This window comes from Streptomyces sp. ML-6 (assembly GCF_030116705.1).
Lineage (GTDB): Bacteria > Actinomycetota > Actinomycetes > Streptomycetales > Streptomycetaceae > Streptomyces.
Genome location: NZ_JAOTIK010000001.1, coordinates 6,189,842 through 6,212,993, shown reverse-complemented (window position 1 = coordinate 6,212,993; position 23,152 = coordinate 6,189,842). Strand labels below are relative to the sequence as shown.

The following is a 23,152-nucleotide window of genomic DNA, read 5'->3' as shown; positions in this document are numbered from 1 at the left end:
TCGTGCTCAGAACCTCTCCGGGTACAGAAGGGCGAGGACGAGGTAGCCCAGCAGGGCGGCGGCCACGACGAGGCCGACGACGTTTTCGACGGTCACAGCCTGGCCACCCCCTTGGCGACCAGAGCCACCAGCGCGAACACCGCGATCGTGGTGACGACGAAGGCCACATCGGCCATCGTGTGCTCCTAGATGAGGTACGGATTTCTCGGACCTCTTGAGCAAACCTCCCGCCACAGCCGTCCTGGCCTGCGTTGATGGCTTCCTTACGGGGAACGGCGGGCCTTTGACGGCGCGCATACGTGGCCGATACGCGCCCCATACGCGCGCCTCCCGTACGCCTTCCGTCCGTACGCCTTCCGTGCGCCGCCGGACTCCGCTCCCGGACGCAGAACGGCCGGTGGGCCGCACCCCTCGGAAGGGGTGCGGCCCACCGGCCGAAGCCGTGCCGGGCGGTTGCCCGGCCCTGCTCAGCGCACCTCGGTGATCTCGGGGCCGCGCTGGAGCCGGCCCATGTCACCGGAGAACCTGGAGCCCTCCTGGTTCTCCTGCTGGACGCCCTCGGGCACCATCTGGGCGTCGTTGGGCAGCTTGAGGACGATCGGGTCGCGCGGCGCCATGGGGCCCTCGCCACGGACGACCACGGTGTCCCGGAAGATCGTCTCCAGCAGCCCGGCGGCCTCCGGCTGGACGGCGCCCTGGCCGGAGATCACCCCGCGCAGGAACCAGCGGGGTCCGTCGACACCGACGAACCGCACCAGCTGCACGCCGTTCGTGCCGTCCGGGAGCTGCACGGGCACCTGGGCACGCAGCTCCCAGCCCAGCGGACCCTCGACCTCGTCGATGATCCCGCCCTGCTGGGTGATGCCGGTGGCGATCTCCTCACGGACCTCGCCCCAGATGCCCTCCTTCTTGGGGGCGGCGAAGGCCTGCAGCTGAATGGCGCTGTCGCGCAGCACCACGGTCGCGGCGACGATCGCGTCACCGGCCACCTCGACGCGCAGCTCCATGCCCTCGACGCCGGGCACGAAGATGCCGCCCAGGTCCACCCGGCCCTCGCCGGGCTGGGAGACCTCGGAGACGTCCCACGGCCCGTCCGGCCGCGGTGCCGGCGGGAGATTCACCCGCCGCGGGCCGCTGTCGGCCCCGTCCGCGTCATCGAGCTCGTCGACGACCTGCTCGGCCCCGCGCGCTTCGTCCGCCACGTCCTCGGCGGAACCACTCTTCTTGCGACGTCCGAACACGTCACTGTCCTTCCCGGTCGGGTACGACCGAAGCGTAGCTGTTCCCGCCCTGGGTGATCCCGTCCCTGACACCACCGACATCACCGGAAGCATGTCCTCCGGTGGATCCGAAGCCCCCGTCGCCGCGAGCCGAGCCGGGCAGCTCCGCCACCTCGTGGAAGCGCACCTTCTCGACCTGCTGGACAACCAGTTGGGCAATCCGGTCGAACCGGTCGAACCGCACGGGCTCACGCGGGTCGAGATTGATGACGATCACCCTGATCTCTCCACGGTACCCGGCGTCAACCGTCCCCGGGGCATTCACCAGGGCGACTCCGCAGCGGGCGGCGAGGCCGGAGCGCGGGTGCACGAACGCGGCGTACCCGTCGGGCAGCGCGATCGCCACACCGGTGGGCAGCACCGCCCGCTCGCCCGGAGCGAGCTCGACGGCCTCGGTGGTCACCAGATCGACCCCGGCGTCGCCCGGGTGGCCGTAGGCCGGAATCGGCACCTCCGGGTCGATCCGGCGGATCAGTACGTCCACGGGGTGGCGCATCAGGGGTTCACCTCGAACGCACGGGCGCGCTTGACCTGGTCGGGGTCGGCCATCGCGGCCCGGATCTCCTCCGGGCGGCCGTTCTCGATGAAGTGGTCGACCTTGACCTCGATGAAGAGGGCCTGGGCCCGGACCGCCACGGGCCCGTCCGGGCCGCCGATCCGGCCGGTCGCCCGCGAGTAGATCTTCCGGCCGTGCACCGCGACGACCTCGGCGTCGAGGTGCAGCACGGTGTCCACCGGCACCGGGCTCACGAAGTCGGTCTCCAGCCGGCCGGTCACGGCGATCACCCGGAGCAGCCAGTTCAGCGAGCCGAGCGTCTCGTCCAGCGCGGTGGCCAGGATGCCGCCGTGCGCCAGGCCCGGGGCGCCCTGGTGGGCGGCCCGGACGGTGAACTCGGCGGTGACGCGGACGCCGTCACCGGCCCGCGTCTGGAGGTGCAGCCCGTGCGGCTGCCCTTCCCCGCAGCCGAAACAGTGTTCGTAGTGCGCGCCGAGAAGCTCGCCCGGGGCCGGGGCTTCGGGGTGCCGGACCGGTTTCACCGCGTCGGCCGGGGGCTTCAGGGCCTCAGATGTTCCACTCACAGGCGCAGACCTTACCCGCGCGGCTACCCGCGGGTCGCACCGTGCCAAGCTTGGGTCCATGCAGCCTTCCACGCCGCCTTTCGACGAACGACTGACCGCGCCCCGCTCCTGGTGGCTCATCGCCTTCCTGGTCGGCATCGCCTGCGCCCTGATGCTGCTGCCGCTGGGCACGGTGCCGCTGCTGGCCGGTCTGGTGGGCGGCACGGCCCTGACGGCGGTCGCGGTCAGCTCCTACGGCTCGGCCAGGGTCCGGGTGGTGGGGGGCGCCCTGGTGGCGGGCGACGCGCGGATCCCGGTGACGGCGCTCGGCGAGGCCGAGGTGCTGGAGGGGGAGGAGGCGCGCGCGTGGCGCTCGTACAAGGCGGACACCCGCGCGTTCATGCTGCTGCGCAGCTACATCCCGACGGCGGTCCGGATCGAGGTCACCGACCCGCAGGACCCGACTCCGTACGTCTATCTGTCCACCCGTGAGCCGCAGGCCCTGGTGGCGGCGCTCACGGCCGTACGGGCGTAGCCGCCGGGCGTAACCCGCCGGGCCCTTCCGGGGCCCGGTCTCGGCCCTCGCACGCCCTTCCCGGCGCGCCCGGGCCGGCCCCGTGGGGCCCTCAGCCCTCCAGTTCGCCCCGGATCACCTCGTGCGGGTTCTCCGGCTGTTCCAGTGGGGGCAGTGCCGGCAGCCGGTCCCAGGGGACCTGGCGCTCGCGCAGGTCCTTCCTGACCCGTTCGGCGAGCTTTCTGGTGTCACGCCGGTTCATCATCGCGCCGACGGCGGCGCCGATCATGAAGGGCATCAGGTTGGGCAGGTCGCGCACCATGCGTTTCATGATCTGCTGGCGCAGCTCGCGCTTCATCTGGCCGCCCAGCGCCGCGTTCACCGTCGTGGGGCGGCTGACGTCGATGCCGCGCTCCTCCGTCCAGGAGGTGAGGTAGGCGCCGGAACGCTGGACGAGTCCGCCCGGCGGGCGCAGCCCGTAGACCTCGTGCAGCTCGGCGACGAGTTTCATCTCCACCGCAGCCACCCCGGTGATCTCCGCCGTCAGCTCGGCGAGCATGGCGGGGGGTACGGGCATCATGGCCGCCGCGCCGATACCGGCGCCGACGGCGGCGGTGCCCTTGCACGCGCCCGCGATGAGCCGGTCCGCGAGCTCCTCCGGCCCCAGGCCGGGGAACTGCTTGCGCAGGGTGGCGAGGTCGCGCACGGGGACGCGGGGGGCGGTCTCGATGATCAGGTCGGCGATACGGCCGATCGCCGCCCTGGCGCTCCCTCCGATCGCCGCCTTGGCGCTCTTCCCGCTCCTGCTCACACCCCGTTTCACCGCATCCAGACGGCCTGGCCCGGTCACGGGCTCCGGCCCGCCGATCCGTTCGACTCCTTCGGTCCGGCCGGTCCCTTCGACCGCCGTGACCGCCGGGGCCGCTTCGAGCGAGGCCGGCCGGCCTCGCCCGTCGTCCCACCCGTCCGGGGAGTGCGGCAGGGCGGACCGCTCGGCGGGCGCTGTCGCGCCCCGTGCCGGGCCTGTGCCGCCCTGATGCGTCTCCGACGACCTCTTGCGCCGCAAGTGTCGTTTCCGGAAGGGTGTGTCGCCTGCCACGGTCGGCTCGACCTAGTCGCAGTCGCGGCAGATCGGCTGGCCGTTCTTCTCGCGCGCGAGCTGGCTCCTGTGGTGCACGAGGAAGCAGCTCATGCAGGTGAACTCGTCGGCCTGCTTGGGCAGGACCCGGACGGCGAGCTCCTCGTTGGACAGGTCCGCGCCGGGCAGCTCCAGTCCTTCGGCCGCGTCGAACTCGTCGACGTCGACGGCGGAGGCGGTCTTGTCGCTCCGGCGTGCCTTGAGCTCCTCCAGGCTGTCCTGATCGACGTCGTCGTCGGTCTTGCGTGGGGTGTCGTAATCCGTTGCCATGTCGCTCTCCCCCTCTGGGTGTCTGCGGTGTCTCAGCGCTCGTAACGCGTGAGAGGCCGGACTTGTGCCCGACCCGAGGCGGAGATTTTGCCTCACATCAAGGTCTGTTACTCAATCGACACCCAAAAGGACCGCTCGGGAGCGATCGGCTTGGGTGGCGAAGGGGACCGTACACGGTCCCCGTGTGGTGCTCCACGGGCGCCACCCCGTGTACTTCCCGTGACCTCAAGCCTCGAAAACCCCGACTTTTACGGGTTTTCGGGCAAGGTTCCTGATCACGGAGCGTTGACGCAAAGAAATTCGTTTCTGTGATCGATCACACACGGCACTCCCGGGGACAGGTCCCGAAAATTCCGCTCAAAGCGAACAAACTGCTTCGCCCACGGATCGGCCCGACTGACCGGTCAGACCGGCAGTGAGACACGCATCACAAGGCCGCCGCCCTCGCGGGGCTCCGCGATGATACGGCCGCCGTGGGCGCGCGCCACGGATCTCGCGATCGACAGGCCGAGCCCCACCCCCTTGTCGCTGCCCGTGCGCTCCGTACGCAGCCGTCTGAAGGGCTCGAAGAGGTTGTCGATCTCGTACGCGGGCACCACCGGGCCCGTGTTCGAGACCGTGAGCAGGGCCTGTCCGTTCCGCAGCTCGGTGGTGACCTCCACCCAGCCGTCCTCGGGGACGTTGTAGCGCACGGCGTTCTGCACGAGGTTCAGCGCGATCCGCTCCAGCAGGACGCCGTTGCCCTGGACGACGGCGGGGGCCCGCTCGCCGCGGATCTCCACCCGCCGCTCCTCGGCCTCGCCCCGCGTCTGGTCGATCGCGCGCGAGGCCACCTCGGCGAGGTCGACCGGCTTGCGCTCGACGATCTGGTTGTCGCTGCGGGCCAGCAGCAGCAACCCCTCCACGAGCTGCTCGCTGCGCTCGTTGGTGGCCAGCAGCGTCTTGCCCAGCTGTTTCAGCTCCGGTGGGGCCTGGGGGTCGGAGAGATGGACCTCCAGCAGCGTGCGATTGATCGCGAGCGGGGTGCGCAGCTCGTGCGAGGCGTTCCCGACGAACCGCTGCTGGGCCGTGAAGGCCCGCTCCAGCCGGTCGAGCATCTCGTCGAAGGTGTCGGCGAGCTCCTTCAGCTCGTCGTCCGGGCCGTCCAGCTCGATCCGGCGGGACAGGTCGGTCCCGGCCACCTGGCGGGCGGTCCGGGTGATCCGGCCCAGCGGCGAGAGCACCCGGCCCGCCATGGCGTAGCCGAAGGCGAAGGCGATGACGCTGAGGCCGACCAGGGCCAGCAGCGAGCGGTTCAGGAGGGTGTCCAGCGCCTGCTGGCGCTGGTGGTTGACGCACGAGTTCATCGCCGCGTTGAAGGTCTCCGGGGACGCCTTCTCGGGCAGGTTGCAGACCTCGCTGGTGACCTGACCGTTGACGATCCTGAACGGCAGCTCGCTGCCCACGTGCAGGGCCTGCGCGGCCAGCATGTAGATGATCGAGAGCAGCAGGATGCCCGCGATCAGGAACATGCCGCCGTAGAGCAGCGTGAGCCGTATCCGGATGGTCGGGCGCAGCCAGTAGGGCGGCTCCTGGGGTTTGGGCTCCCAGGTGGGCTTCGGGGGCGCCGTCGGCGGTGCGGGGACGGAGGGCACGGGCGATCAGATCCGATAACCGGAACCGGGCACGGTGACGATCACCGGTGGCTCGCCGAGCTTGCGGCGCAGCGTCATGACCGTCACCCGGACGACATTGGTGAACGGGTCGGTGTTCTCGTCCCAGGCCTTCTCCAGCAGCTGCTCGGCCGAGACGACGGCGCCCTCGCTGCGCATCAGGACCTCCAGCACGGCGAACTCCTTCGGCGCGAGCTGGATCTCCACGTCGTTGCGGAAGACCTCGCGCCGGTTGGGGTCGAGCTTGATGCCGGCGCGCTCCAGGACGGGCGGCAGCGCCACCGTCGTACGCCTGCCCAGGGCCCGGACCCGGGCGGTGAGCTCGGTGAAGGCGAACGGCTTGGGCAGGTAGTCGTCGGCCCCCAGCTCCAGGCCCTCGACCCGGTCGCTGACGTCCCCGGAGGCCGTGAGCATCAGCACCCGGGTGGGGATGCCGAGCTCGACCACCCGGCGGCAGACGTCGTCGCCGTGCACCAGGGGGAGGTCCCGGTCCAGCACCACGACGTCGTAGTCGTTGACCTCGATGCGCTCCAGGGCCGCGGCACCGTCGTACACGACATCGACGGCCATGGCCTCCCGGCGCAGTCCGGTGGCCACCGCATCGGCGAGCAGCTGCTCGTCCTCCACGACGAGTACGCGCACGGCGCTGTCCTTCCTAGGAAAACTCAGTGAGTATCGAAGCGAACACGGTCCGCGACATGGACGGTGATCGGCACGGGTCCGTGCGGCTCCATCCTGCCCGCAACGTGCATAAACCGGCGGTAAGGCAACTCCGGCCCGACCGGGCCCCAGGGGAATTCACCGGATTTTCGGGCCAGTTGAGGTTTCCCTGAGCTTTGGCCCGGGGAGGACGCATTCACACCCGCGATCGCGCCTTGAATGTGGCGTGCCACAGGCCACTCCGTCCCCGGAGAGCGCGTGATCACCCGCCCTACCGCCTGCGCGCGGAGGGAAACCCGGGCACACCCCCGTGCCACCGACCCACGATGAGGGGGCGCACTATGGACGCTTTCACCGCAGGTCTGCTGCAACGCATCAGGACCACCGAGTCCGACCTCACGAAAGCCCGCGAGACGGGCGACGACTTCCTCGCGGACGTCGAGCAGAGCGAGCTGGACGACCTGCACCGCCTCGCCGCCGAACACGGCGTGGAGATCGGCGCCACGCGCGCCTGAGCAGCGCGTGAGAAAGGGCCCCCGACGGCCGTCGGGGGCCCTTTCTCACGTCCTAGTCGTGCCAGGCCCCGTACTCCTCCAGAAGGGCCTGCAGCGGCTCGAAGACGCCGGGGGACGCGGCGATCGCCAGGTCGCCGTCGGCGGGCAGCCCGGGGCGGCCCCCGGTGAGCGCCCCGGCCTCCCGGGCGATGAGGTCGCCCGCGGCCAGGTCCCAGGGGTGCAGGCCGCGCTCGTAGTAGCCGTCGAGCCGGCCCGCCGCCACGTCGCAGAGGTCCACGGCGGCCGAGCCGCCGCGCCGGATGTCGCGCAGCCGCGGGATCAGCCTCCGGGCCACGTCCGCCTGGTGGGCGCGGACGTGGCCGACGTAGTTGAACCCGGTCGAGACGAGGGCCTGGTCGAGCGGCGGCGCGGGGCGGTGGCGCAGCGCGATGTCCTCGCCGTGCGCGTCGCCGCGTACGTACGCCCCGCCGCCGAGGACCGCGTGGTAGGTCTCGCGGCGCATCGGGACCTCCACCACGCCCACGATCCGCTCGCCGTCGTGTTCGGCGGCGATGGAGACGGCCCAGGTCGGCAGCCCGTACAGGTAGTTCACGGTGCCGTCGAGCGGGTCGACGACCCAGCGGATCCCGCTGCTGCCCTCCGTGCCGCCCCCTTCCTCGCCGAGGAGGCCGTCCTGCGGGCGGTGCCCGGTGAGGAAGTCGACGATCAGCTTCTCGGCGGCGAGGTCCATCTCGGTGACGACATCGATCGGGCTGGACTTGGTCGCGGCCACTCCCAGGTCGGCCGGGCGGCCGTCGCGGAGCAGCGCCCCCGCGCGGCGGGCGGCCTCCAGGGCGAGGTCGAGCAGTTCGGTCGGGTTCGGGTCGGTCACGGCGCTCCCGGGGTCGTGGGCGTACGGCGGTCTCTCGGCGCGGCGGGCGGTGGGGCGGCGTCCCGGGCCCCACCGCCGGCCGGACTCACGCGTAGGGGCTGTCCGCGCCCGCCGCGGCGGGCTTGGGGGCCCTGGCCGGGCAGCAGCCGACCGGGCACAGGTCGTGGCCGGGGCCGAGCGTGCCCAGGGCGCAGCGCTCCCGCGCCCGCCCCCGCTCGGTGGCGGCCCGTTCCAGCACCAGGTCGCGCACCGCCGCGGCGAACCGCGGGTCGGCGCCCACGGTCGCCGACCGGCGCACCGGCAGGCCCAGCTCGGCGGCCTTGGCGGTGGCCTCCGTGTCGAGGTCGTAGAGCACTTCCATGTGGTCGGAGACGAAGCCGATGGGGGCCATCACCGCGGCGGGCACGCCGTCCGCGTGCAGCGCCTCCAGGTGGTCGCAGATGTCGGGTTCCAGCCACGGGATGTGCGGGGCGCCGCTGCGCGACTGGTAGACGAGCTTCCAGGAGTACTCGACGCCGGTCTCCTCGCGCACCGCGTCGACGATCAGCCGGGCCACGTCGAGGTGCTCGGCCACGTAGGCGCCGCCGTCGCCGTGCGCGTCCGCGGGGCCGGAGGTGTCGGCGGCGGAGACGGGGATGGAGTGCGTGGTGAAGGCGAGGTGCGCCCCGGCCCGCACGTCCTCGGGCAGGTCGGCCAGGGCGGCGAGGACACCGTCCACCATGGGGGCCACGAACCCGGGGTGGTTGAAGTAGTGCCGGAGCTTGTCGACCCGCGGCACGGGCAGTCCCTCGGCCTCCAGGGCGGCCAGTGACTCGGCGAGGTTCTCCCGGTACTGCCGGCAGCCGGAGTAGGAGGCGTAGGCGCTGGTGGCGAGGACGGCGACGCGGCGGTGCCCGTCCCGGACCAGCTCGCGCAGGGTGTCGGTGAGGTACGGCGCCCAGTTGCGGTTGCCCCAGTACACCGGCAGGTCCAGGCCGTGCCCGGCGAAGTCCTCGCGCAGGGCGTCCAGCAGGGCCCGGTTCTGGCCGTTGATCGGGCTGACGCCGCCGAACAGGAAGTAGTGCTTGCCGACTTCCTTCAGCCGCTCCTCGGGGATACCGCGGCCACGGGTCACGTTCGCCAGGAACGGGACCACGTCGTCCGGGCCTTCGGGGCCGCCGAAGGAGAGCAGCAGCAGGGCGTCGTAGGGAGCGGGATCGCGCAGATCGGACATGACATCGATCCTGCCACCCGCCCCGGACGGCGCTCTCACCGACATCGCTCCCGGGTGTCCGTCCCCGCCCCGGAGCGGAAGGTTCCGGTGGCCCCCCTCGCCCCGCTGTCCGCTTCGGGCGAGCCGTAGGCTGTACCGGCCACATACCTGCATGACGGGCGCGGACGGCCGCGCTGTTCCGGAGCTCCCCTTGCCCAGTCCCTATCGCGCGATATTCGCCGCCCCCGGCACCAAGGCGTTCTCGGCGGCCGGATTCCTCGGCCGGATGCCGCTGTCCATGATGGGCATCGGTGTGGTCACCATGATTTCCCAGCTCACCGGCCGTTACGGACTCGCCGGCGCGCTCTCCGCGACGCTGGCGATGTCCGCGGCGGTGCTCGGGCCGCAGATCTCCCGGCTCGTCGACCGGCACGGCCAGCGGCGCGTCCTGCGCCCCGCCACCCTCGTCGCGCTGGCGGCGGTGGCCGGGCTCCTGGTCTGCGCACAGCAGCGCCTGCCGGACTGGACGCTCTTCGTCTTCGCGGCGGGCGCGGGCTGCGTGCCCAGTGTGGGCTCGATGGTCCGGGCCCGCTGGGCGGAGATCCACCGGGGGTCGTCGCAGCTGCACACCGCGTACGCGTGGGAGTCGATCGTCGACGAGGTGTGCTTCATCTTCGGGCCGATCATCTCGATCGGTCTGTCCACCGCCTGGTTCCCGGAGGCGGGACCGCTCCTGGCGGCCGGGTTCCTGCTGGTGGGCGTCTTCTGGCTGACCGCCCAGCACGCCACCGAACCGGCCCCGCATCCGCGTGCCGCGCACACCGGCGGCTCCGCGATGCGCTCCCGGGGCCTCCAGGTCCTCGTGGTGACGTTCGTGGCCACCGGCGCGATCTTCGGGGCGATCGACGTGGTCACGGTGGCCTTCGCCGAGGAGCGGGGCCACAAGGCCGCGGCGAGCCTCGTGCTGGCCGTGTACGCCCTGGGGTCCTGCCTGGCCGGGGCGGTCTTCGGGCTGCTCCGGCTGAAGGGGAGGGCGCCCACCAGGTGGCTGGTGGGGGTGTGTGCGATGGCCGTGAGTATGATCCCCCTCCAACTGGCCGGGAACCTGCCGTTCCTGGCCGTGGCGCTCTTTGTCGCGGGCCTCGCCATCGCACCGACGATGGTCACCACCATGGCCCTCGTCGAGCAGCACGTACCGCGCACCGAACTGACCGAGGGCATGACCTGGACCAGCACCGGGCTCGCCGTCGGTGTGGCGCTCGGCTCCTCGGCCGCCGGCTGGGTGGTCGACGCGTCGGGTGCCGAGGCGGGGTACGTGGTACCCGTCGTGTCGGGAGCGCTCGCGGCCGCGGTGGCGTTCCTGGGGTATCGCCGGCTCAGCGGGCCGGTCCTCACGGAAGGTCACGCGGAACATGATCGAGACCGACAAAGCACGGACGACGACGAACGCGTGGCGTAACTGGGCGGGGAACGTCAGTGCCCGGCCGTCCCGGACCGTGTCCCCCGCCTCCGTCCCCGAGCTCGCCGAGGTGCTGCGCCGGGCGTCCGAGGACGGGCTGCGGGTGAAGCCGGTCGGCACCGGGCACTCCTTCACCGCGACGGCGGCCACCGACGGCGTGCTGATCCGCCCGGACCTGCTCGGCGGCATCCGGGAGATCGACCGCGAGGCGATGACGGTGACCGTCGCGGCCGGCACCCCGCTGAAGCGGCTCAACGCCGCCCTGGCCCGCGAGGGCCTCTCGCTCACCAACATGGGCGACATCATGGAGCAGACGGTCGCCGGCGCCACCTCGACCGGCACCCACGGCACCGGCCGCGACTCGGCGTCCATATCCGCGCAGATCCGCGCCCTCGAACTGGTCACGGCCGACGGCACCGTGCTGACCTGCTCGGAGACGGAGAACGCCGATGTCTTCGCCGTGGCCCGGATCGGGCTCGGCGCCCTGGGGGTCGTCACGGCGATCACCTTCGCCGTGGAGCCGATCTTCCTGCTGACCGCCCGCGAGGAGCCGATGGGCTTCGACCGGATCATGAGCGACTTCGACGAGCTGGTCGCCGAGAACGAGCACTTCGAGTTCTACTGGTTCCCGCACACCGGCAACTGCAACACCAAGCGCAACAACCGCAGCGCGGGCCCCGCCGCCCCGCCCGGAAAGGTCAGCGGCTGGATCGAGGACGAGCTGCTCTCCAACGGGATCTTCCAGGTGGCCTGTTCGCTCGGCCGGGCGGTACCCGCCACCATCCCGTCGATCGCCAAGCTCTCCAGCCGTGCCCTGTCGGCCCGTACGTACACCGACATCCCGTACAAGGTCTTCACCAGCCCGCGCCGGGTTCGCTTCGTGGAGATGGAGTACGCGGTGCCCCGCGAGGCCGCCGTGGAGGCGCTGCGCGAGGTCAGGGCGATGATCGAGCGGTCGCCGCTGCGGATCAGCTTCCCGGTGGAGGTCCGCACCGCCCCCGCGGACGACATCGCGCTCTCCACGGCCTCGGGCCGCGAGAGCGCGTACATCGCCGTCCACCTCTACAAGGGCACGCCCTACCAGGCGTACTTCACGGCGGTCGAGCGGATCATGACCGCTCATGAGGGCCGTCCGCACTGGGGCAAGGTCAGCACCCGGGACGCCGAGTACCTGGCCGGGGTGTATCCCCGGTTCGGTGAGTTCACCGCCGTGCGCGACCGGCTGGACCCGGACCGCCTCTTCGGCAACGACTACCTGCGCCGGGTGCTGGGCGACTGAGCGCCCGTCGGGTGGTCTCCGGGGCCGGTCACTGACCGGTCTCCGCGCCGGTGACGCCCCGGTCGCCCTGCGCCGGGGCGTCGTCCGTGCCCGCGGGCGCCGGGTCGGTGGGCGCCCCGCCGTCGCCGGACGCCGCCGGGGAGGGCGTGGTCTCCGGGGCCTGGCTCGTGCGGTCGCCGGTGTCGCCGGACGGTGTGGGACCGGTCGTCGGAGCGGTGGACGGGCCGCCGCCCCGGCCGGTCTCCGGGGCTCCGCTCCGGCCGTCCTGCGGGGTCGTGCCGGGCGTCGCCGTGCCATCGCCCTGTTCCGGCGTCCGTTCCCGGCCAGGGCCGGTGTCCGTCTGCGGTGCCGGGTCGTCCGTGCCGGAGTTCCGCTCCCCGCCGCGCACCACGGAGCCCACGGTCGTGCCCTTGCCGCCGCTCAGGTCGGAGCCGGAGATCAGCTCGTAGGTGGTGATCCCGGCCATGGTCAGGGCGAAGACCACGGCCGCCCCGAGCGCGGACCGCTTCCAGCCCCGGACCCGGGTGCCGTGGGTGGTGGCCTCGGAGAACTCCTCGTCCACCGCCGGGCGGCCGGTGGCGGGCGCCCCGGAACCGTCGTACGCCGGCAGCATCCGGGTGCGTTCCGCGTCCCCGGCGACGTTGCGGTCCCCGGCGACGTGGCGCAGGAGCATCGTGCCGTCCGGGTCGCGGGGGACCGGCGCACCGTCCGCACCGCGCAGCAGCATCGTTTCGTCCGCTTCGCGCGGCCCCGCCGCGGCGTCCACGGCGCGCATCACCGCGGTGGCGTCCAGGGTGCCGGGCGGGGTCCCGTCCGGCGACCTGCGCGCCCCCTTCGGGGCCCGCCCGGCGACCGACTCGGCCGCGTGCACGGACACTTCGCGGTCCGGATGCTTCACCTGGACGGTGACCTCGCGGATCTGCTCCCCCGTACGGCGGAAGAAGTGCTGGAAGACCGAGCCGCCGCAGGTGGCCACGACGCTCATCACACCGGCGCCGAGAACCGTTCCGTACACGCCCAGCTGAGAGGCCGCCACCGCTGCCGCGACCGCCGCCACGGCACTGCCCGCCACCTGCGGCACGCTCAGATCTATGCGCCTTTCCTTGGGTTCCGTGTCGCTTTCCGGCTTCTGCACCATTCCCAGCCCTTGATTGACATCTCTCCCACCATGCAACAGGAAGGGACAAATGAGCGAAGTGGATAGTTCCGCTTCCGGGGATTGTGTGAAGGAGGACACGGTCGAGGAGTAGCCCGCGCACGACGGGCTGACCCGAGTCCCCCTCCGGCGAGAACTCGGGCGGCGCGGCGCTCCACCCTCGTGGCCCGAATGGAGTACTGTTGCGAGCCCTGGGGCAGGATTCCCTCACGGGTGTCCGGGATCTTCGGGAGGGGGCCGAAGGAGGCACTCGATCCGGCGGCGCCACGGCATCGCACGGGGACTGGCCACACGAAGTGACCGACGGTCACTTTCTGTTGCAGAATGGGTCACCGTGTCATACCGGCGATCAAGGGCTCACGCCCGACACGCCGGGTACCACGGCAATGTTGTGGCAGGCTGCAGCCGGGCAGGCCACACTCGACTAGCGGAAGCAGCGACGCACGTGACGTCGGCAGGCACCACCCGGGAGGTCCCCATGCCCGAACTGCGTGTCGTGGCCGTCTCCAACGACGGCACACGACTGGTGCTCAAGGCTGCGGACAGCACGGAGTACACGCTTCCGATCGACGAGCGGCTGCGGGCCGCCGTGCGCAACGACCGCGCGCGCCTCGGCCAGATCGAGATCGAGGTGGAGAGCCACCTCCGTCCCCGCGACATCCAGGCCCGGATACGAGCCGGCGCCTCCGCGGAGGAGGTCGCCCAGTTCGCCGGCATTCCGGTCGATCGTGTCCGCCGATTCGAGGGCCCCGTGCTCGCGGAGCGCGCCTTCATGGCCGAGCGGGCCCGGAAGACCCCCGTGCGCCGTCCCGGCGAGAACACCGGCCCCCAGCTCGGCGAGGCGGTGCAGGAGCGGCTGCTGCTGCGCGGCGCCGACAAGGAGACCGTCCAGTGGGACTCCTGGCGCCGGGACGACGGCACCTGGGAGGTCCTCCTGGTCTACCGGGTCGCGAGCGAGCCGCACTCGGCGAGCTGGACGTACGACCCGCCCCGCCGTCTGGTCCAGGCCGTGGACGACGAGGCGCGTTCGCTGATCGGCGAGACCGACGACGTCGCCGCGCCCGAGCCGAGCTTCCCGTTCGTGCCCCGGATCGCCCGGCTGCCGCGCGACCGGCCGCTGGACCGCGCCCTGGACCGCCAGATGGAACGCCCCACGGCCCCGGTGCCCGCACCCGAGCCCGAGGAACACGTCGCGGGCATCTCCGCCAGTGAGCGCGATTCGCTGACCAGCCTGCTGGAAGCGGTGCCGAGCTTCCGCGGCGACATGGTGGTGCCGGAACGGCCCGCGCCGCCCGAGCCGCCCGCGATCGAGCCCGCCGTGCAGGAGCCGGAGGCCGGCGAACCGCCGGCCGCCGCGGCCTCCGCGGGTGCCGGTTCCGCCTATGCCGACGTGCTGATGCCGCGGGCGGTGGCCGGTCACCGCGACCGGCTGACCGGGACGACGGACCGCCAGGCCGAGGCGGACGGGGTCCGTCCGGGCCGCCGGGCCGCCGTGCCGAGCTGGGACGAGATCGTCTTCGGCACCCGCCGGAAGAAGCAGGACTGAGCCGGGGTGACCACAGCGTGACGGGGGCCCGTACGCCGCTGCGTACGGGCCCCCGTGCCGTGTGCGCCTTCCGCGCCGCGCGATTACCGGGCCAGGGCTTCCGGCGGCCCGGGCCGGCGCACGTTCCGTTACCGGGGTTCGGGTCCCGTGGCGACCGGGCGGGACTCGTCGGCGGACCACTCGGACCAGGAGCCCGCGTACAGCGCCGCGGGGATCCCGGCGACGGCCAGGGCCAGCACCTCATGGGCGCCCGACACACCGGAGCCGCAGTAGACACCGACCGCCTCCGCCCGGTCCGCGCCGAGTTCCCCGAACCGGGCGGCGAGTGCCTCCGGGGCCAGGAACCGGCCGTCGTCGCCGGTGTTCTCCGAGGTCGGGGCCGATACGGCGCCCGGGATGTGGCCGCCCACCCGGTCGATCGGCTCCACATCGCCCCGGTAGCGCTCGACGGCCCGGGCGTCGAGCAGCAGCCCCGAGTCGGCCAGCGCCGCCGCCCCGTCCGCGTCCAGCAGCGGCAGTCCGCCGGGGACGGGCCGGAAGTCGCCCTCGGCCGGGGCGGGGATCTCCTTCTGGAGTTCGCCCGGCCACGCGGCGAGCCCGCCGTCCAGGACCCGGACGTCCTGGTGTCCGGTCCAGCGCAGCAGCCACCAGGCCCGCGCCGCCGCCCAGCCCTGGCCGCCGTCGTACACCACGACAGGGGTGTCCCCGGAAACCCCGGCCCGGCGCATCACCGCACCGAATTCCTCCGGGTCGGGCAGTGGATGGCGGCCCCCGGTGCCCGCCGGACCGGCCAGTTCCGCGTCCAGGTCGACGAAGACCGCGCCGGGGATGTGCCCGGCCTCGTAGTCGGGCCGGCCGTGCGGCCCGCCCAGCTGCCAACGTACGTCCAGGAGCACCGGCGGACGTGGCCCCGCCGACTCGCTCGCGTATTCGGATGCGGTGATGATGGGCTTCATGAAAGCCATCCTCGCTCAGGAGCCACCCCGCCCGTAGCACCTTCGAGGTGGCCGTACCACGGCGAATCGATCCTCCCGGGCCGGGATTCCTGGAATCCCGGGGTGTGCGGCGCGGCCGGACGCATCGCGCGCCGGGTGGTGCAACCATCTCCACGGGGCGTACACATGCCGTGCCGCATGACGGCACGCGGGCCCCGTTCCCCCGTACGGCCACACAATGGTCCGAGGAGAGAATGACGATGACCGAGGCTGCCACCGCTCGTACCCCCGGAACGCCCTGCTGGGTGAGCCTGATCGTGCACGGGCTGAGCACGACCCGGAGCTTCTACGCCGATCTGTTCGGCTGGGAGTTCGTGCCGGGTCCGGATCAGCTGGGTCCGTACGTCCGTGCGCTGGTCGACGGGAAAGTGGTGGCGGGGCTCGGGCAGCTGCCGCCGGATCGGCACCTGCCCGTCGCCTGGACGACCTATCTGGCCACCGACGACGCGGACGCCACCGCGGAGACCATCCGGTCCTGCGGCGGGACCGTCGCCGTCGGACCGCTCGACGCGGGCGAGGCGGGCCGGATGGCCATCGCCTCCGACCCCGGCGGCGCGGTCTTCGGGATCTGGCAGGCGGCCGCGCACATCGGCACGGCACTCGCCGGGGCGCCCGGCACACCCGTCTGGAACGAGCTGGTGACCCGCGAGACCTCGACGGTCTGCAAGTTCTACCAGACGGTCTTCGGTTACGAGGCCGAGGCGGTCGTCTCGGCCGACTTCGACTACCAGACCCTGTACCTGGAAGGCCGCCCGGTGGCCTCGCTGCACGGCGTCGGCCACGCCCTGCCGCGCGACCGGGGGCCGCACTGGATGACGTACTTCGAGGTCCTCGACACCGACGAGGCCGCCCGGCGCGTGGTGGAGCTCGGCGGATCCGTCCTGCAACCGCCCCGGGAGGGGTCGGGCGGACGGGTGGCGACCGTGGCGGACCCGGAGGGCGCGGCGTTCACGATCATCCGGTCCGCCAAGAGCTGAGAACCCACCGGGCGGCCTCCGGGCGGGCGGCGGACCGGGTCCGCCGCCCGCCCGGGCTCGGCCTCAGCCGGTCCTGACCCGTTCGACGTGCCGGCGGGCGGGGCCGGCCAGCCGGGCGTGCAACTCGCCGAAGAGCTCGACCGCCTCCGTCCCGCTCCATTCGGCCGGCAGCAGCTCGCGCGCGACACCGGGATCGAGGTAGACGAGCCGGCGCCAGTCGGTGAGCACCCTGATGTACGTCGTGAACGCCTCGCGGTCCGTCACCGTCGCGCCGTTCGCGATCCGTTCGGCGAACGGGCGGTGCGCGTCGAGGAATTCGACGTACAGCCGCTGCAGCCGGGCGGTGTCCCACCAGGAACCGACCTTCTCCGCGAGCTCCTCGCCCCCGCCGGCCGGGAGGTGGTCGGCCCGGAAGAGGTCGGCGTACGCACGCAGTCCGTGCCTGGCCAGCACGGCCTCGACCTCGTCGTGCACATGTCCCGGTGCGATCCACACCCCGGCGGAGACGGAGCCGAAACCGAGCCGGGTCAGCTGGGTGCGCAGGGTGTGCCGCCGGGCGCGCTCCGATTCGGGCACCGAGAAGACCACGAGCACCCAGCCCTCGTCCAGGGTGGCCCGCCGGGTCGCGAAGATGCGCGGATCGCCGTCACTCAGCATCCGCTCGGTCCCGGACGAGATCCGGTATCCGGCCGCCCCGGAGACCGTCCGGGCCTCCAGCAGTCCGACGCGCTTCAGCCGGGAGACGGAGGAGCGCACGGTCGGTGCCTCGACGCCGAGGTCGGCGAGCAGCCGGATCAGCGAGGCCACCGACATCCAGCCCCCGGTGTCGCGTGCGTACAGCCCGTAGACCGTCACGATCAGTTGTCTCGGCTGCACCTTGCCCGACGGGCCCGGCCCGGACTCGACCTCTTTCCCGCTCACCGTGTTCACGGCGTCATCCTAAGCATCCCCGCCGGACCACGGCGGGGACGGTTCAGACGGAGGTGACGGGCAGTACGTCCGGCGAGAGGGCGGCGGCGCGGGCGGTCGCGCTGGTGGTCCTGCGCTGGTGGTGGCGTCGGCACAGCACCTCGTAACCGACCTCGCCCGCCTGCTGGTTGACGTCCCCCACGACCACCTGGGCGCCTTCGACGACCATCTCGCCGCCGACCGTCCGCGCGTTGTGCGTGGCCCGCGCGCCGCACCAGCAGAGCGCTTCGACCTGGAGCGTCTCGACCCGGTCGGCCAGCTCGATCAGCCGCTGGGAGCCGGGGAACAGCTTGGTCCGGAAGTCGGTGGTGATGCCGAACGCGAAGACGTCCAGGTCGAGGTCGTCGACGATACGGGCGAGCTGGTCGATCTGTGCGGGGGCCAGGAACTGCGCCTCGTCCACGATCACGTAGTCCGCCCGGCCGCCGCGGCTTATCCGGTCGACGAGATGGGCGAACAGGTTCATGCCCTCGTCGGCCTCGACGGCCTCGGTGACCAGCCCCAGGCGCGAGGAGAGCTTGCCCTCCCCCGCCCGGTCGTCGCGGGTGAAGATCACGCCTTGCAGGCCGCGTGCCGAACGGTTGTGGCCGATCTGGAGCGCCAGCGTGCTCTTTCCGCAGTCCATCGTTCCGGAGAAGAACACAAGCTCGGGCATGAGGAACTGAGCACCTTTCGGGCGGGCCGGGGCGGGGTCGGAACGGCGGTGACGACGACGGTGGAGGAAAAACGCGGTTACGAGCGTACTTCGAGGAGAGGTACGAGCTGCTCGACGGGGGTCATCGAGCCGTGCATGCCCACCATCACGGACTCGTGCGGCTCGTTGACGGACGCGGTGATCACCACGTCGTCACGGGCCGCCGCGACGACGTCCCCGATCCTGCCGTGGACCCGTTCGTCGACCCTCGGGCCGAACCAGCCGGCCGCGATCGCCTCGTCCCGGCTCGCCACCCAGAACTGCTCGCCCAGCACTTCCCGCCAGACGGTCAGGACGTCCGCCTCGGCGCCCGGGACCGCGTAGACGTGCCGGGCCCGGCCCTCGCCGCCGAGCAGGGCCACGCCCGCGCGCAGCTCCCAGTCCTCGTCGAAGTCGATCCGGGACTGCTCGTCGAAGGGGACGTCGATCATGCCGTGGTCGGCGGTGATGTACAGCGCCGAGCGAGCCGGGAGCTGTTCGGCCAGGCGCCGGGCGAGGCCGTCCACGTACATCAGCTGGCCGCGCCAGGCGTCGGAGTCGATGCCGAAGCGGTGCCCCATGCCGTCGACCTCGCTGTAATACGTGTAGACCAGCGACCGGTCGCCCGCGGCGAGCCGTTCGGCCGCCGTGTCCATCCGTTCCTCGCCGGACAGCCGGCCCAGGAACGATCCCCCGCTCAGCGCGACCTTGGTGAGCGGGGTCTGCTCGAAGGCCGGGGCGGAGACCTGGGCGGTGCGCACGCCCGCGGCGTCGGCGAGCCCGAAGACGGTGGGGTGGGGCTGCCACGCCTTCGGCGGGGTCCAGGGCTTCCAGCGAAGCTGGTTCATCAGCTCGCCGGTCCCGGGGTTGCGCACGGTGTAGCCGGGCAGGCCGTGCTCGCCGGGCGGGAGGCCGGTGCCGACCGAGGCGAGCGAGGTCGCGGTGGTGGCCGGGAAGCCCGCGGTGATCGGGCGGCCGGTGCCGCCGCGCGAGGTGGGGAGCAGGGAGTGCAGGAACGGCGCCTCGTCGGGGTGGGCCCCGATCTGCTCCCAGCCGAGGCCGTCGATCAGGAACACGCAGTTCCGGTCGGCGGGGGTGAGTTCGGGGATCCTCGCGGTGAAGCCGGGCACCTCCTGTCCGGCGACGAGCGTGGGCAGCAGGTCGCAGAGCGATCCGCTGCCGTACTCCGGGACGGGGGCGGTGTCGACAGGGAGCAGCACGGGCTCCTGCCAGGCCGGCTGCGCCATCAGCGGCCGGTCGCGGCGGTCGCGGCCGTGGCCTCGGAGAGCGACTGGGCGAAGGCGAGGGTCTGGCGCACGGTGTCCGGGCCGTCGCCGGCCTCGCTGACCCGCAGGCTCAGGTCGTCGGCGGTGGAGCTGCCGGTGTAGCCGTGGTCGGCCTCGCAGTTGGGGTCGCCGCAGGCGGCGGGCTCCAGGTCGATCCGGGAGACCGCGCCCCAGCCGATGGTGAGGACGACCTCGCGGGGCAGGGTGCCCGGTACGTACTTCTCGGGGTTGGCCACCACCCGGCTGACCACGACCGACGAGATCCGGTCGAGCTTGACCGACTCGGTGGAGGTGGTGGCGTACGGCGTCGGGGAGCTGGTGTCGGCGTTCTGCTCGTCGGTGTGGCTGACGATGAAACGGTTGTCCGTCAGGACCAGGACCGTGACGTGGCGGCGCACCTCGTTGGAGTCGAAGGTGGTCTCCTGGTGCACCAGGTACGAAACGACCGGCTCACCGCCCACGGCGGCCTCCACCGCCTCGGCCACGAGGGCCGGGTAGTAGCCGCTGCGCTCGATCGCCGCGCGCAGCCCCTGGGTCGTCGTACCGGTCTTAGCCATGGGCACCATCCTACGGGGGGCGGATGGCTGCCGGGGACGTCGTACCGGGGCGGGGCCTGAACCTGCAGCGCACGGCCTCCGCCCCGCGGCCGGAGCCGCCCGGCGCGTGGCGGAGGCGGGGCGGCGCGTGGCGGAGGCGGGGCGGCGCCGCGGGGGTCAGTAGTTGGGGAGGCGGCGGGGGCCGAGGTCGGTGCGGGGCGGGGGCGGCGAGAGGCGGACGCTCGCGCCGAGCACGGTCAGCCCCTGCGGGGCGACCACGACGGGTTCCAGGGCGACGGAGACCACCTCGGGGTGGTCGTCGACCAGTCGGGAGACCCGCAGCAGCAGTTCCTCCAGCGACGCGGTGTCCACGGGCGCCGCGCCCCGCCAGCCGAAGAGCACCGGGGCCGCCCGGATGGACCGGATCAGCTCGGCGGCGTCGCGGTCGGTGGCCGGGACGAGGCGGTGGGCGGTGTCGCCGAGGAGCTCGGAGGGCGCGCCCGCGAGGCCGAAGGAGAGGACGGCTCCCGCCGCCGGGTCGATCGTGGCCCGCACCACGGTGTCGACGCCGCGCGGCGCCATGGCCTGGACGACGGGCTGGAGCTCGACCGGCTTGCCGAGCAGCTCGGTCAGCTCGCCGTACGCCCGGCGCAGCGCGGCCTCGTTGGCGAGGTCCAGCCGGACGCCGCCGAGGTCGGCGCGGTGGCGCAGATGGGGCGCGGTCGTCTTGAGCGCCACGGGGTAGCCGAGCCGGGCCGCCGCGGCGACGGCGGCGTCCGGGTCGGGCGCGGGGAGCGTCGGCCGTACGGTGATGCCGTAGTGGCCCAGGAGTTCGCGGGCCTCGGCGTGCGTGAGCGATCTGCCCCGGGGGTCGGGGTCGGGGCCGAGGAAGGTGTCGATGAGGCCGGCCGCGCCCGGCCCGTCGATGGTCTCGTCGAGGAACTCGGGCACCTTGCCGGGCAGGGCCGCCTGCCGCCGCCACTGCGCGTACCGCACCGCTTCGGCCAGGGCCCGGACGGCCCGTTCGGCGGCGGGGTAGGCGGGGATCCGGCCGGGCCCGGTGCCGGGGGCGGAGCCGTCCTCGCGGTCCGCGCCCGCGGGGGCGGCGGGGTCCGGGGCCGGGGCCGGTGTGGCGGTGGGGCCGGGGGGCATGGCCGAGGGGGGTCCGGCCGCGGTGCCCGGCTGGGTGACGGTGCTGGTGGCCGCTGCGAGGGCCTCCGCCAGCCCGCCGATCTCCACGTGCACCACGGCCACGGGCTTGGCCGGGCCCGCGGCGGCGGCCGTGTGCAGCGCAGCGGCGAGCACCTCGCCGTCGCCCGCCTCCGCCTCGCCGTCCTCGCCCACCCACGGAATCGCCGTCACGATCACCGAGTCGCAGCCCTCGTCGGCCAGCGCCCGGCCCAGGGCCTCCCGGAAGTCCTGCGGGGTGGCCGCGGTGGTCAGGTCGAGGGGCGGGCGCGGGCGCAGCCCCTCCGCGAGACAGGCGTCGTACGTGAGGAGACCGAGCGATTCCGAGTTGCCGAGGATCGCGACCCGGGGGCCGGCCGGGAGCGGCTGGTCGGCGAGGAGGAGGCCGGCGTCGACCATCTCCGTCACGGTGTCGACCCGGATCACGCCCGCCTGCCGCATGAGCGCCGAGACCGTCGCGTCCGGGATCCGGCTGACCGGCACCGCGTGTCCGGGCGGGGTGGAGCCGCTGTGCCTGGCGCCCTTCACCACGACCACCGGCTTCACGGCCGCGGTGCGCCGCGCGAGGCGGGTGAACTTGCGGGGGTTGCCGATCGATTCGAGGTACAGCAGGGCGACGTCGGTGTTCGGGTCCTCGTACCAGTACTGCAGGAAGTCGTTGCCCGAGATGTCGGCGCGGTTGCCCGCGGAGATGAAGGTGGACAGGCCCGCGCCGCGCCGGTACAGCCCGGAGAGCAGGGCGATGCCGATCGCTCCGGACTGGGTGAAGAGCCCGATGCGTCCGGGGGCGGGCGGCTCGGGGGCCAAGGAGGCGTTCAGCCGGACGGTTTCGGCGTTGTTGATGATGCCGAAGGCGTTCGGGCCGATGATCCGCATGCCGTACGAGCGGGCCTGGCGGACCAGTTCCCGTTGCCGTTCCCTGCCCTCGGCGCCCCATTCGGCGTATCCGGCGGAGAGGACGACCAGGCCCTGGACGCCGTGCTCGCCGCAGTCCTCGACGGCTTCGGGTACCCGGTCGGCGGGCACGGCCACGACCGCGAGGTCGACCGGTTCCCCGATCTCGCCGATCGAACGGTGGGCCGGGACGCCGTCGACCGTGTCCCGGTCGTCGGCGAAGGCGTGGTTCACGGCGTACGTGCGGCCGGTGAAGCCGGCCCCGAGGAGGTTGCGCAGCACCGTGCGGCCGACGCCGCCGGGGGTGCGGCCGACGCCGATGACGGCGACGGAGCCCGGGGCCAGCAGGCGCTGCACGGACCGTGCCTCGGCGCGCTGCTCGCGGCCGCGCTGGACGGCGAGGGACTCGGCGGTCGGTTCGAGGTCCAGGGTCAGGTGGACGGAGCCGTCCTCGAAGCTGCGCTGCTGGGTGTACCCGGCGTCCCGGAACACCTTGATCATCTTGGTGTTGGCGGGCAGCACCTCGGCGGCGAAGCGCCGGATGCCGCGCTCGCGGGCGACGGCCGCGATGTGTTCGAGGAGGGCCGAGGCCACTCCCCGGCCCTGGTGCGCGTCCTGGACGAGGAAGGCGACCTCGGCCTCGTCGGCGGGGGCGGAGGCGGGCCTGCCCCGCTCGTCGATCCGGTCGTAGCGGACGGTCGCGATGAACTCGCCGCCGACCGTGACGGCGAGGCCCACCCGGTCGACGTAGTCGTGATGGGTGAAGCGGTGCACGTCCCGGTCGGAGAGCCGGGGGTACGGGGCGAAGAACCGGTAGTACTTCGACTCGTCGGAGACGTGCTCGTAGAAGCTGACCAGCCGTTCGGCGTCGTCCGTGGTGATGGGCCTGATCCGTGCGGTTCCCCCGTCGCGGAGCACCACGTCGGCCTCCCAGTGGTCGGGATAGGCGTGGGGCGGACTCTGCTCCGGCGCGGGCTGCATGGGCAAAGACTACGGCGCCGCCACCGGTCGCGTGGGGGTCGGGGCCGGGGCAGGCTGGGGGG

Annotated in this window: 23 protein-coding genes; 6 read left to right on the top strand and 17 right to left on the bottom strand. The window is 72.9% G+C overall.

Annotated elements, in window-relative coordinates; genetic code table 11:
* Positions 1 to 6: 6 nt before the first annotated feature.
* The 4 genes from kdpF to OCT49_RS27500 all read right to left on the bottom strand — a co-directional run bounded on the left by kdpF (position 7) and on the right by OCT49_RS27500 (position 2,360).
* Positions 7 to 96 carry a K(+)-transporting ATPase subunit F gene (gene kdpF / locus OCT49_RS27515; RefSeq protein WP_148837648.1) on the bottom strand — a complete coding sequence of 30 codons (90 nt, stop codon included), beginning with the start codon at positions 94 to 96 and terminating at the stop codon, positions 7 to 9.
* Between the two features lie 371 nt (positions 97 to 467).
* A complete protein-coding gene (locus tag OCT49_RS27510; protein WP_283854479.1) occupies positions 468 to 1,241 on the bottom strand; it encodes a DUF3710 domain-containing protein in 774 nt (257 codons plus the stop codon).
* A gap of 1 nt (position 1,242) precedes the next feature.
* Positions 1,243 to 1,776, bottom strand: coding sequence for a dUTP diphosphatase (dut, locus tag OCT49_RS27505; RefSeq protein WP_148837650.1), 534 nt, complete (start codon positions 1,774 to 1,776; stop codon positions 1,243 to 1,245).
* Positions 1,776 to 2,360 (bottom strand): PaaI family thioesterase, encoded by a 585-nt coding sequence (locus OCT49_RS27500; RefSeq protein ID WP_283854478.1) that lies wholly within the window; start codon positions 2,358 to 2,360, stop codon positions 1,776 to 1,778. Before OCT49_RS27500 ends, dut begins: the two co-directional genes overlap by 1 nt.
* A gap of 58 nt (positions 2,361 to 2,418) precedes the next feature.
* Here OCT49_RS27500 and OCT49_RS27495 point away from each other — a divergent pair, with 58 nt between their 5' ends.
* Positions 2,419 to 2,874, top strand: coding sequence for a DUF3093 domain-containing protein (locus OCT49_RS27495; RefSeq protein ID WP_283854477.1), 456 nt, complete (start codon positions 2,419 to 2,421; stop codon positions 2,872 to 2,874).
* 91 nt (positions 2,875 to 2,965) lie between these two features.
* Here the strand turns inward: OCT49_RS27495 and OCT49_RS27490 are convergent, their stop codons facing one another.
* The 4 genes from OCT49_RS27490 to OCT49_RS27475 all read right to left on the bottom strand — a co-directional run bounded on the left by OCT49_RS27490 (position 2,966) and on the right by OCT49_RS27475 (position 6,555).
* Complete coding sequence (locus tag OCT49_RS27490; protein WP_283854476.1) at positions 2,966 to 3,952, bottom strand: hypothetical protein; 987 nt, start codon at positions 3,950 to 3,952, stop codon at positions 2,966 to 2,968.
* A 12-nt stretch (positions 3,953 to 3,964) separates the two neighbouring features.
* Positions 3,965 to 4,261, bottom strand: a complete 297-nt coding sequence (locus OCT49_RS27485; RefSeq protein ID WP_003965732.1) for a DUF4193 domain-containing protein — start codon at positions 4,259 to 4,261, stop codon at positions 3,965 to 3,967.
* 404 nt (positions 4,262 to 4,665) lie between these two features.
* Positions 4,666 to 5,895 carry a sensor histidine kinase gene (locus tag OCT49_RS27480; RefSeq protein WP_283854475.1) on the bottom strand — a complete coding sequence of 410 codons (1,230 nt, stop codon included), beginning with the start codon at positions 5,893 to 5,895 and terminating at the stop codon, positions 4,666 to 4,668.
* Positions 5,896 to 5,901: 6 nt separating this feature from the next.
* Positions 5,902 to 6,555, bottom strand: a complete 654-nt coding sequence (locus OCT49_RS27475) for a response regulator transcription factor (RefSeq protein WP_148839883.1) — start codon at positions 6,553 to 6,555, stop codon at positions 5,902 to 5,904.
* A 359-nt stretch (positions 6,556 to 6,914) separates the two neighbouring features.
* Between OCT49_RS27475 and OCT49_RS27470 the strand changes: the two genes are divergently transcribed.
* The gene (locus tag OCT49_RS27470; protein ID WP_283854474.1) at positions 6,915 to 7,088 is read left to right on the top strand and encodes a hypothetical protein; all 174 of its coding nucleotides are present in this window, start codon (positions 6,915 to 6,917) and stop codon (positions 7,086 to 7,088) included.
* A gap of 52 nt (positions 7,089 to 7,140) precedes the next feature.
* On the opposite strand, the gene OCT49_RS27465 is transcribed toward OCT49_RS27470, so the two are convergent.
* A complete protein-coding gene (locus OCT49_RS27465) occupies positions 7,141 to 7,959 on the bottom strand; it encodes an inositol monophosphatase family protein (protein WP_283854473.1) in 819 nt (272 codons plus the stop codon).
* Between the two features lie 85 nt (positions 7,960 to 8,044).
* A complete protein-coding gene (locus OCT49_RS27460; RefSeq protein WP_283854472.1) occupies positions 8,045 to 9,172 on the bottom strand; it encodes a ferrochelatase in 1,128 nt (375 codons plus the stop codon).
* 190 nt (positions 9,173 to 9,362) lie between these two features.
* On the opposite strand from OCT49_RS27460, the gene OCT49_RS27455 reads away from it, so the two are divergent.
* Both OCT49_RS27455 and OCT49_RS27450 read left to right on the top strand, forming a co-directional pair.
* Positions 9,363 to 10,610 carry an MFS transporter gene (locus OCT49_RS27455; RefSeq protein ID WP_283854471.1) on the top strand — a complete coding sequence of 416 codons (1,248 nt, stop codon included), beginning with the start codon at positions 9,363 to 9,365 and terminating at the stop codon, positions 10,608 to 10,610.
* Positions 10,564 to 11,889 (top strand): D-arabinono-1,4-lactone oxidase, encoded by a 1,326-nt coding sequence (locus tag OCT49_RS27450; RefSeq protein WP_283854470.1) that lies wholly within the window; start codon positions 10,564 to 10,566, stop codon positions 11,887 to 11,889. The genes OCT49_RS27455 and OCT49_RS27450 overlap by 47 nt, the downstream gene beginning before the upstream one ends.
* A 28-nt stretch (positions 11,890 to 11,917) precedes the next feature.
* Here OCT49_RS27450 and OCT49_RS27445 read toward each other — a convergent pair whose 3' ends face one another.
* On the bottom strand, positions 11,918 to 13,027 hold the full coding sequence (locus OCT49_RS27445) for a hypothetical protein (protein WP_283854469.1): 1,110 nt from the start codon (positions 13,025 to 13,027) through the stop codon (positions 11,918 to 11,920).
* A 496-nt stretch (positions 13,028 to 13,523) separates the two neighbouring features.
* On the opposite strand from OCT49_RS27445, the gene sepH reads away from it, so the two are divergent.
* Positions 13,524 to 14,591 carry a septation protein SepH gene (sepH, locus tag OCT49_RS27440; protein WP_283854468.1) on the top strand — a complete coding sequence of 356 codons (1,068 nt, stop codon included), beginning with the start codon at positions 13,524 to 13,526 and terminating at the stop codon, positions 14,589 to 14,591.
* A 128-nt stretch (positions 14,592 to 14,719) separates the two neighbouring features.
* Here sepH and OCT49_RS27435 read toward each other — a convergent pair whose 3' ends face one another.
* On the bottom strand, positions 14,720 to 15,547 hold the full coding sequence (locus tag OCT49_RS27435; RefSeq protein ID WP_283854467.1) for a sulfurtransferase: 828 nt from the start codon (positions 15,545 to 15,547) through the stop codon (positions 14,720 to 14,722).
* A 239-nt stretch (positions 15,548 to 15,786) separates the two neighbouring features.
* On the opposite strand from OCT49_RS27435, the gene OCT49_RS27430 reads away from it, so the two are divergent.
* Positions 15,787 to 16,563 carry a VOC family protein gene (locus OCT49_RS27430; RefSeq protein ID WP_283854466.1) on the top strand — a complete coding sequence of 259 codons (777 nt, stop codon included), beginning with the start codon at positions 15,787 to 15,789 and terminating at the stop codon, positions 16,561 to 16,563.
* A 63-nt stretch (positions 16,564 to 16,626) separates the two neighbouring features.
* Here the strand turns inward: OCT49_RS27430 and OCT49_RS27425 are convergent, their stop codons facing one another.
* From OCT49_RS27425 to OCT49_RS27405, 5 genes are all read right to left on the bottom strand, one after another.
* Positions 16,627 to 17,493: a PaaX family transcriptional regulator gene (locus OCT49_RS27425; RefSeq protein WP_283854465.1), complete on the bottom strand. Its 867-nt coding sequence runs from the start codon at positions 17,491 to 17,493 to the stop codon at positions 16,627 to 16,629.
* Positions 17,494 to 17,536: 43 nt separating this feature from the next.
* On the bottom strand, positions 17,537 to 18,187 hold the full coding sequence (locus OCT49_RS27420; protein ID WP_283854464.1) for a thymidine kinase: 651 nt from the start codon (positions 18,185 to 18,187) through the stop codon (positions 17,537 to 17,539).
* 77 nt (positions 18,188 to 18,264) lie between these two features.
* The gene (locus tag OCT49_RS27415) at positions 18,265 to 19,452 is read right to left on the bottom strand and encodes an alkaline phosphatase family protein (protein ID WP_283854463.1); all 1,188 of its coding nucleotides are present in this window, start codon (positions 19,450 to 19,452) and stop codon (positions 18,265 to 18,267) included.
* Positions 19,452 to 20,048: a DUF5998 family protein gene (locus OCT49_RS27410; RefSeq protein ID WP_148839862.1), complete on the bottom strand. Its 597-nt coding sequence runs from the start codon at positions 20,046 to 20,048 to the stop codon at positions 19,452 to 19,454. The genes OCT49_RS27415 and OCT49_RS27410 overlap by 1 nt, the downstream gene beginning before the upstream one ends.
* A 156-nt stretch (positions 20,049 to 20,204) precedes the next feature.
* A complete protein-coding gene (locus OCT49_RS27405; RefSeq protein ID WP_283854462.1) occupies positions 20,205 to 23,090 on the bottom strand; it encodes a bifunctional acetate--CoA ligase family protein/GNAT family N-acetyltransferase in 2,886 nt (961 codons plus the stop codon).
* Positions 23,091 to 23,152: the final 62 nt, after the last annotated feature.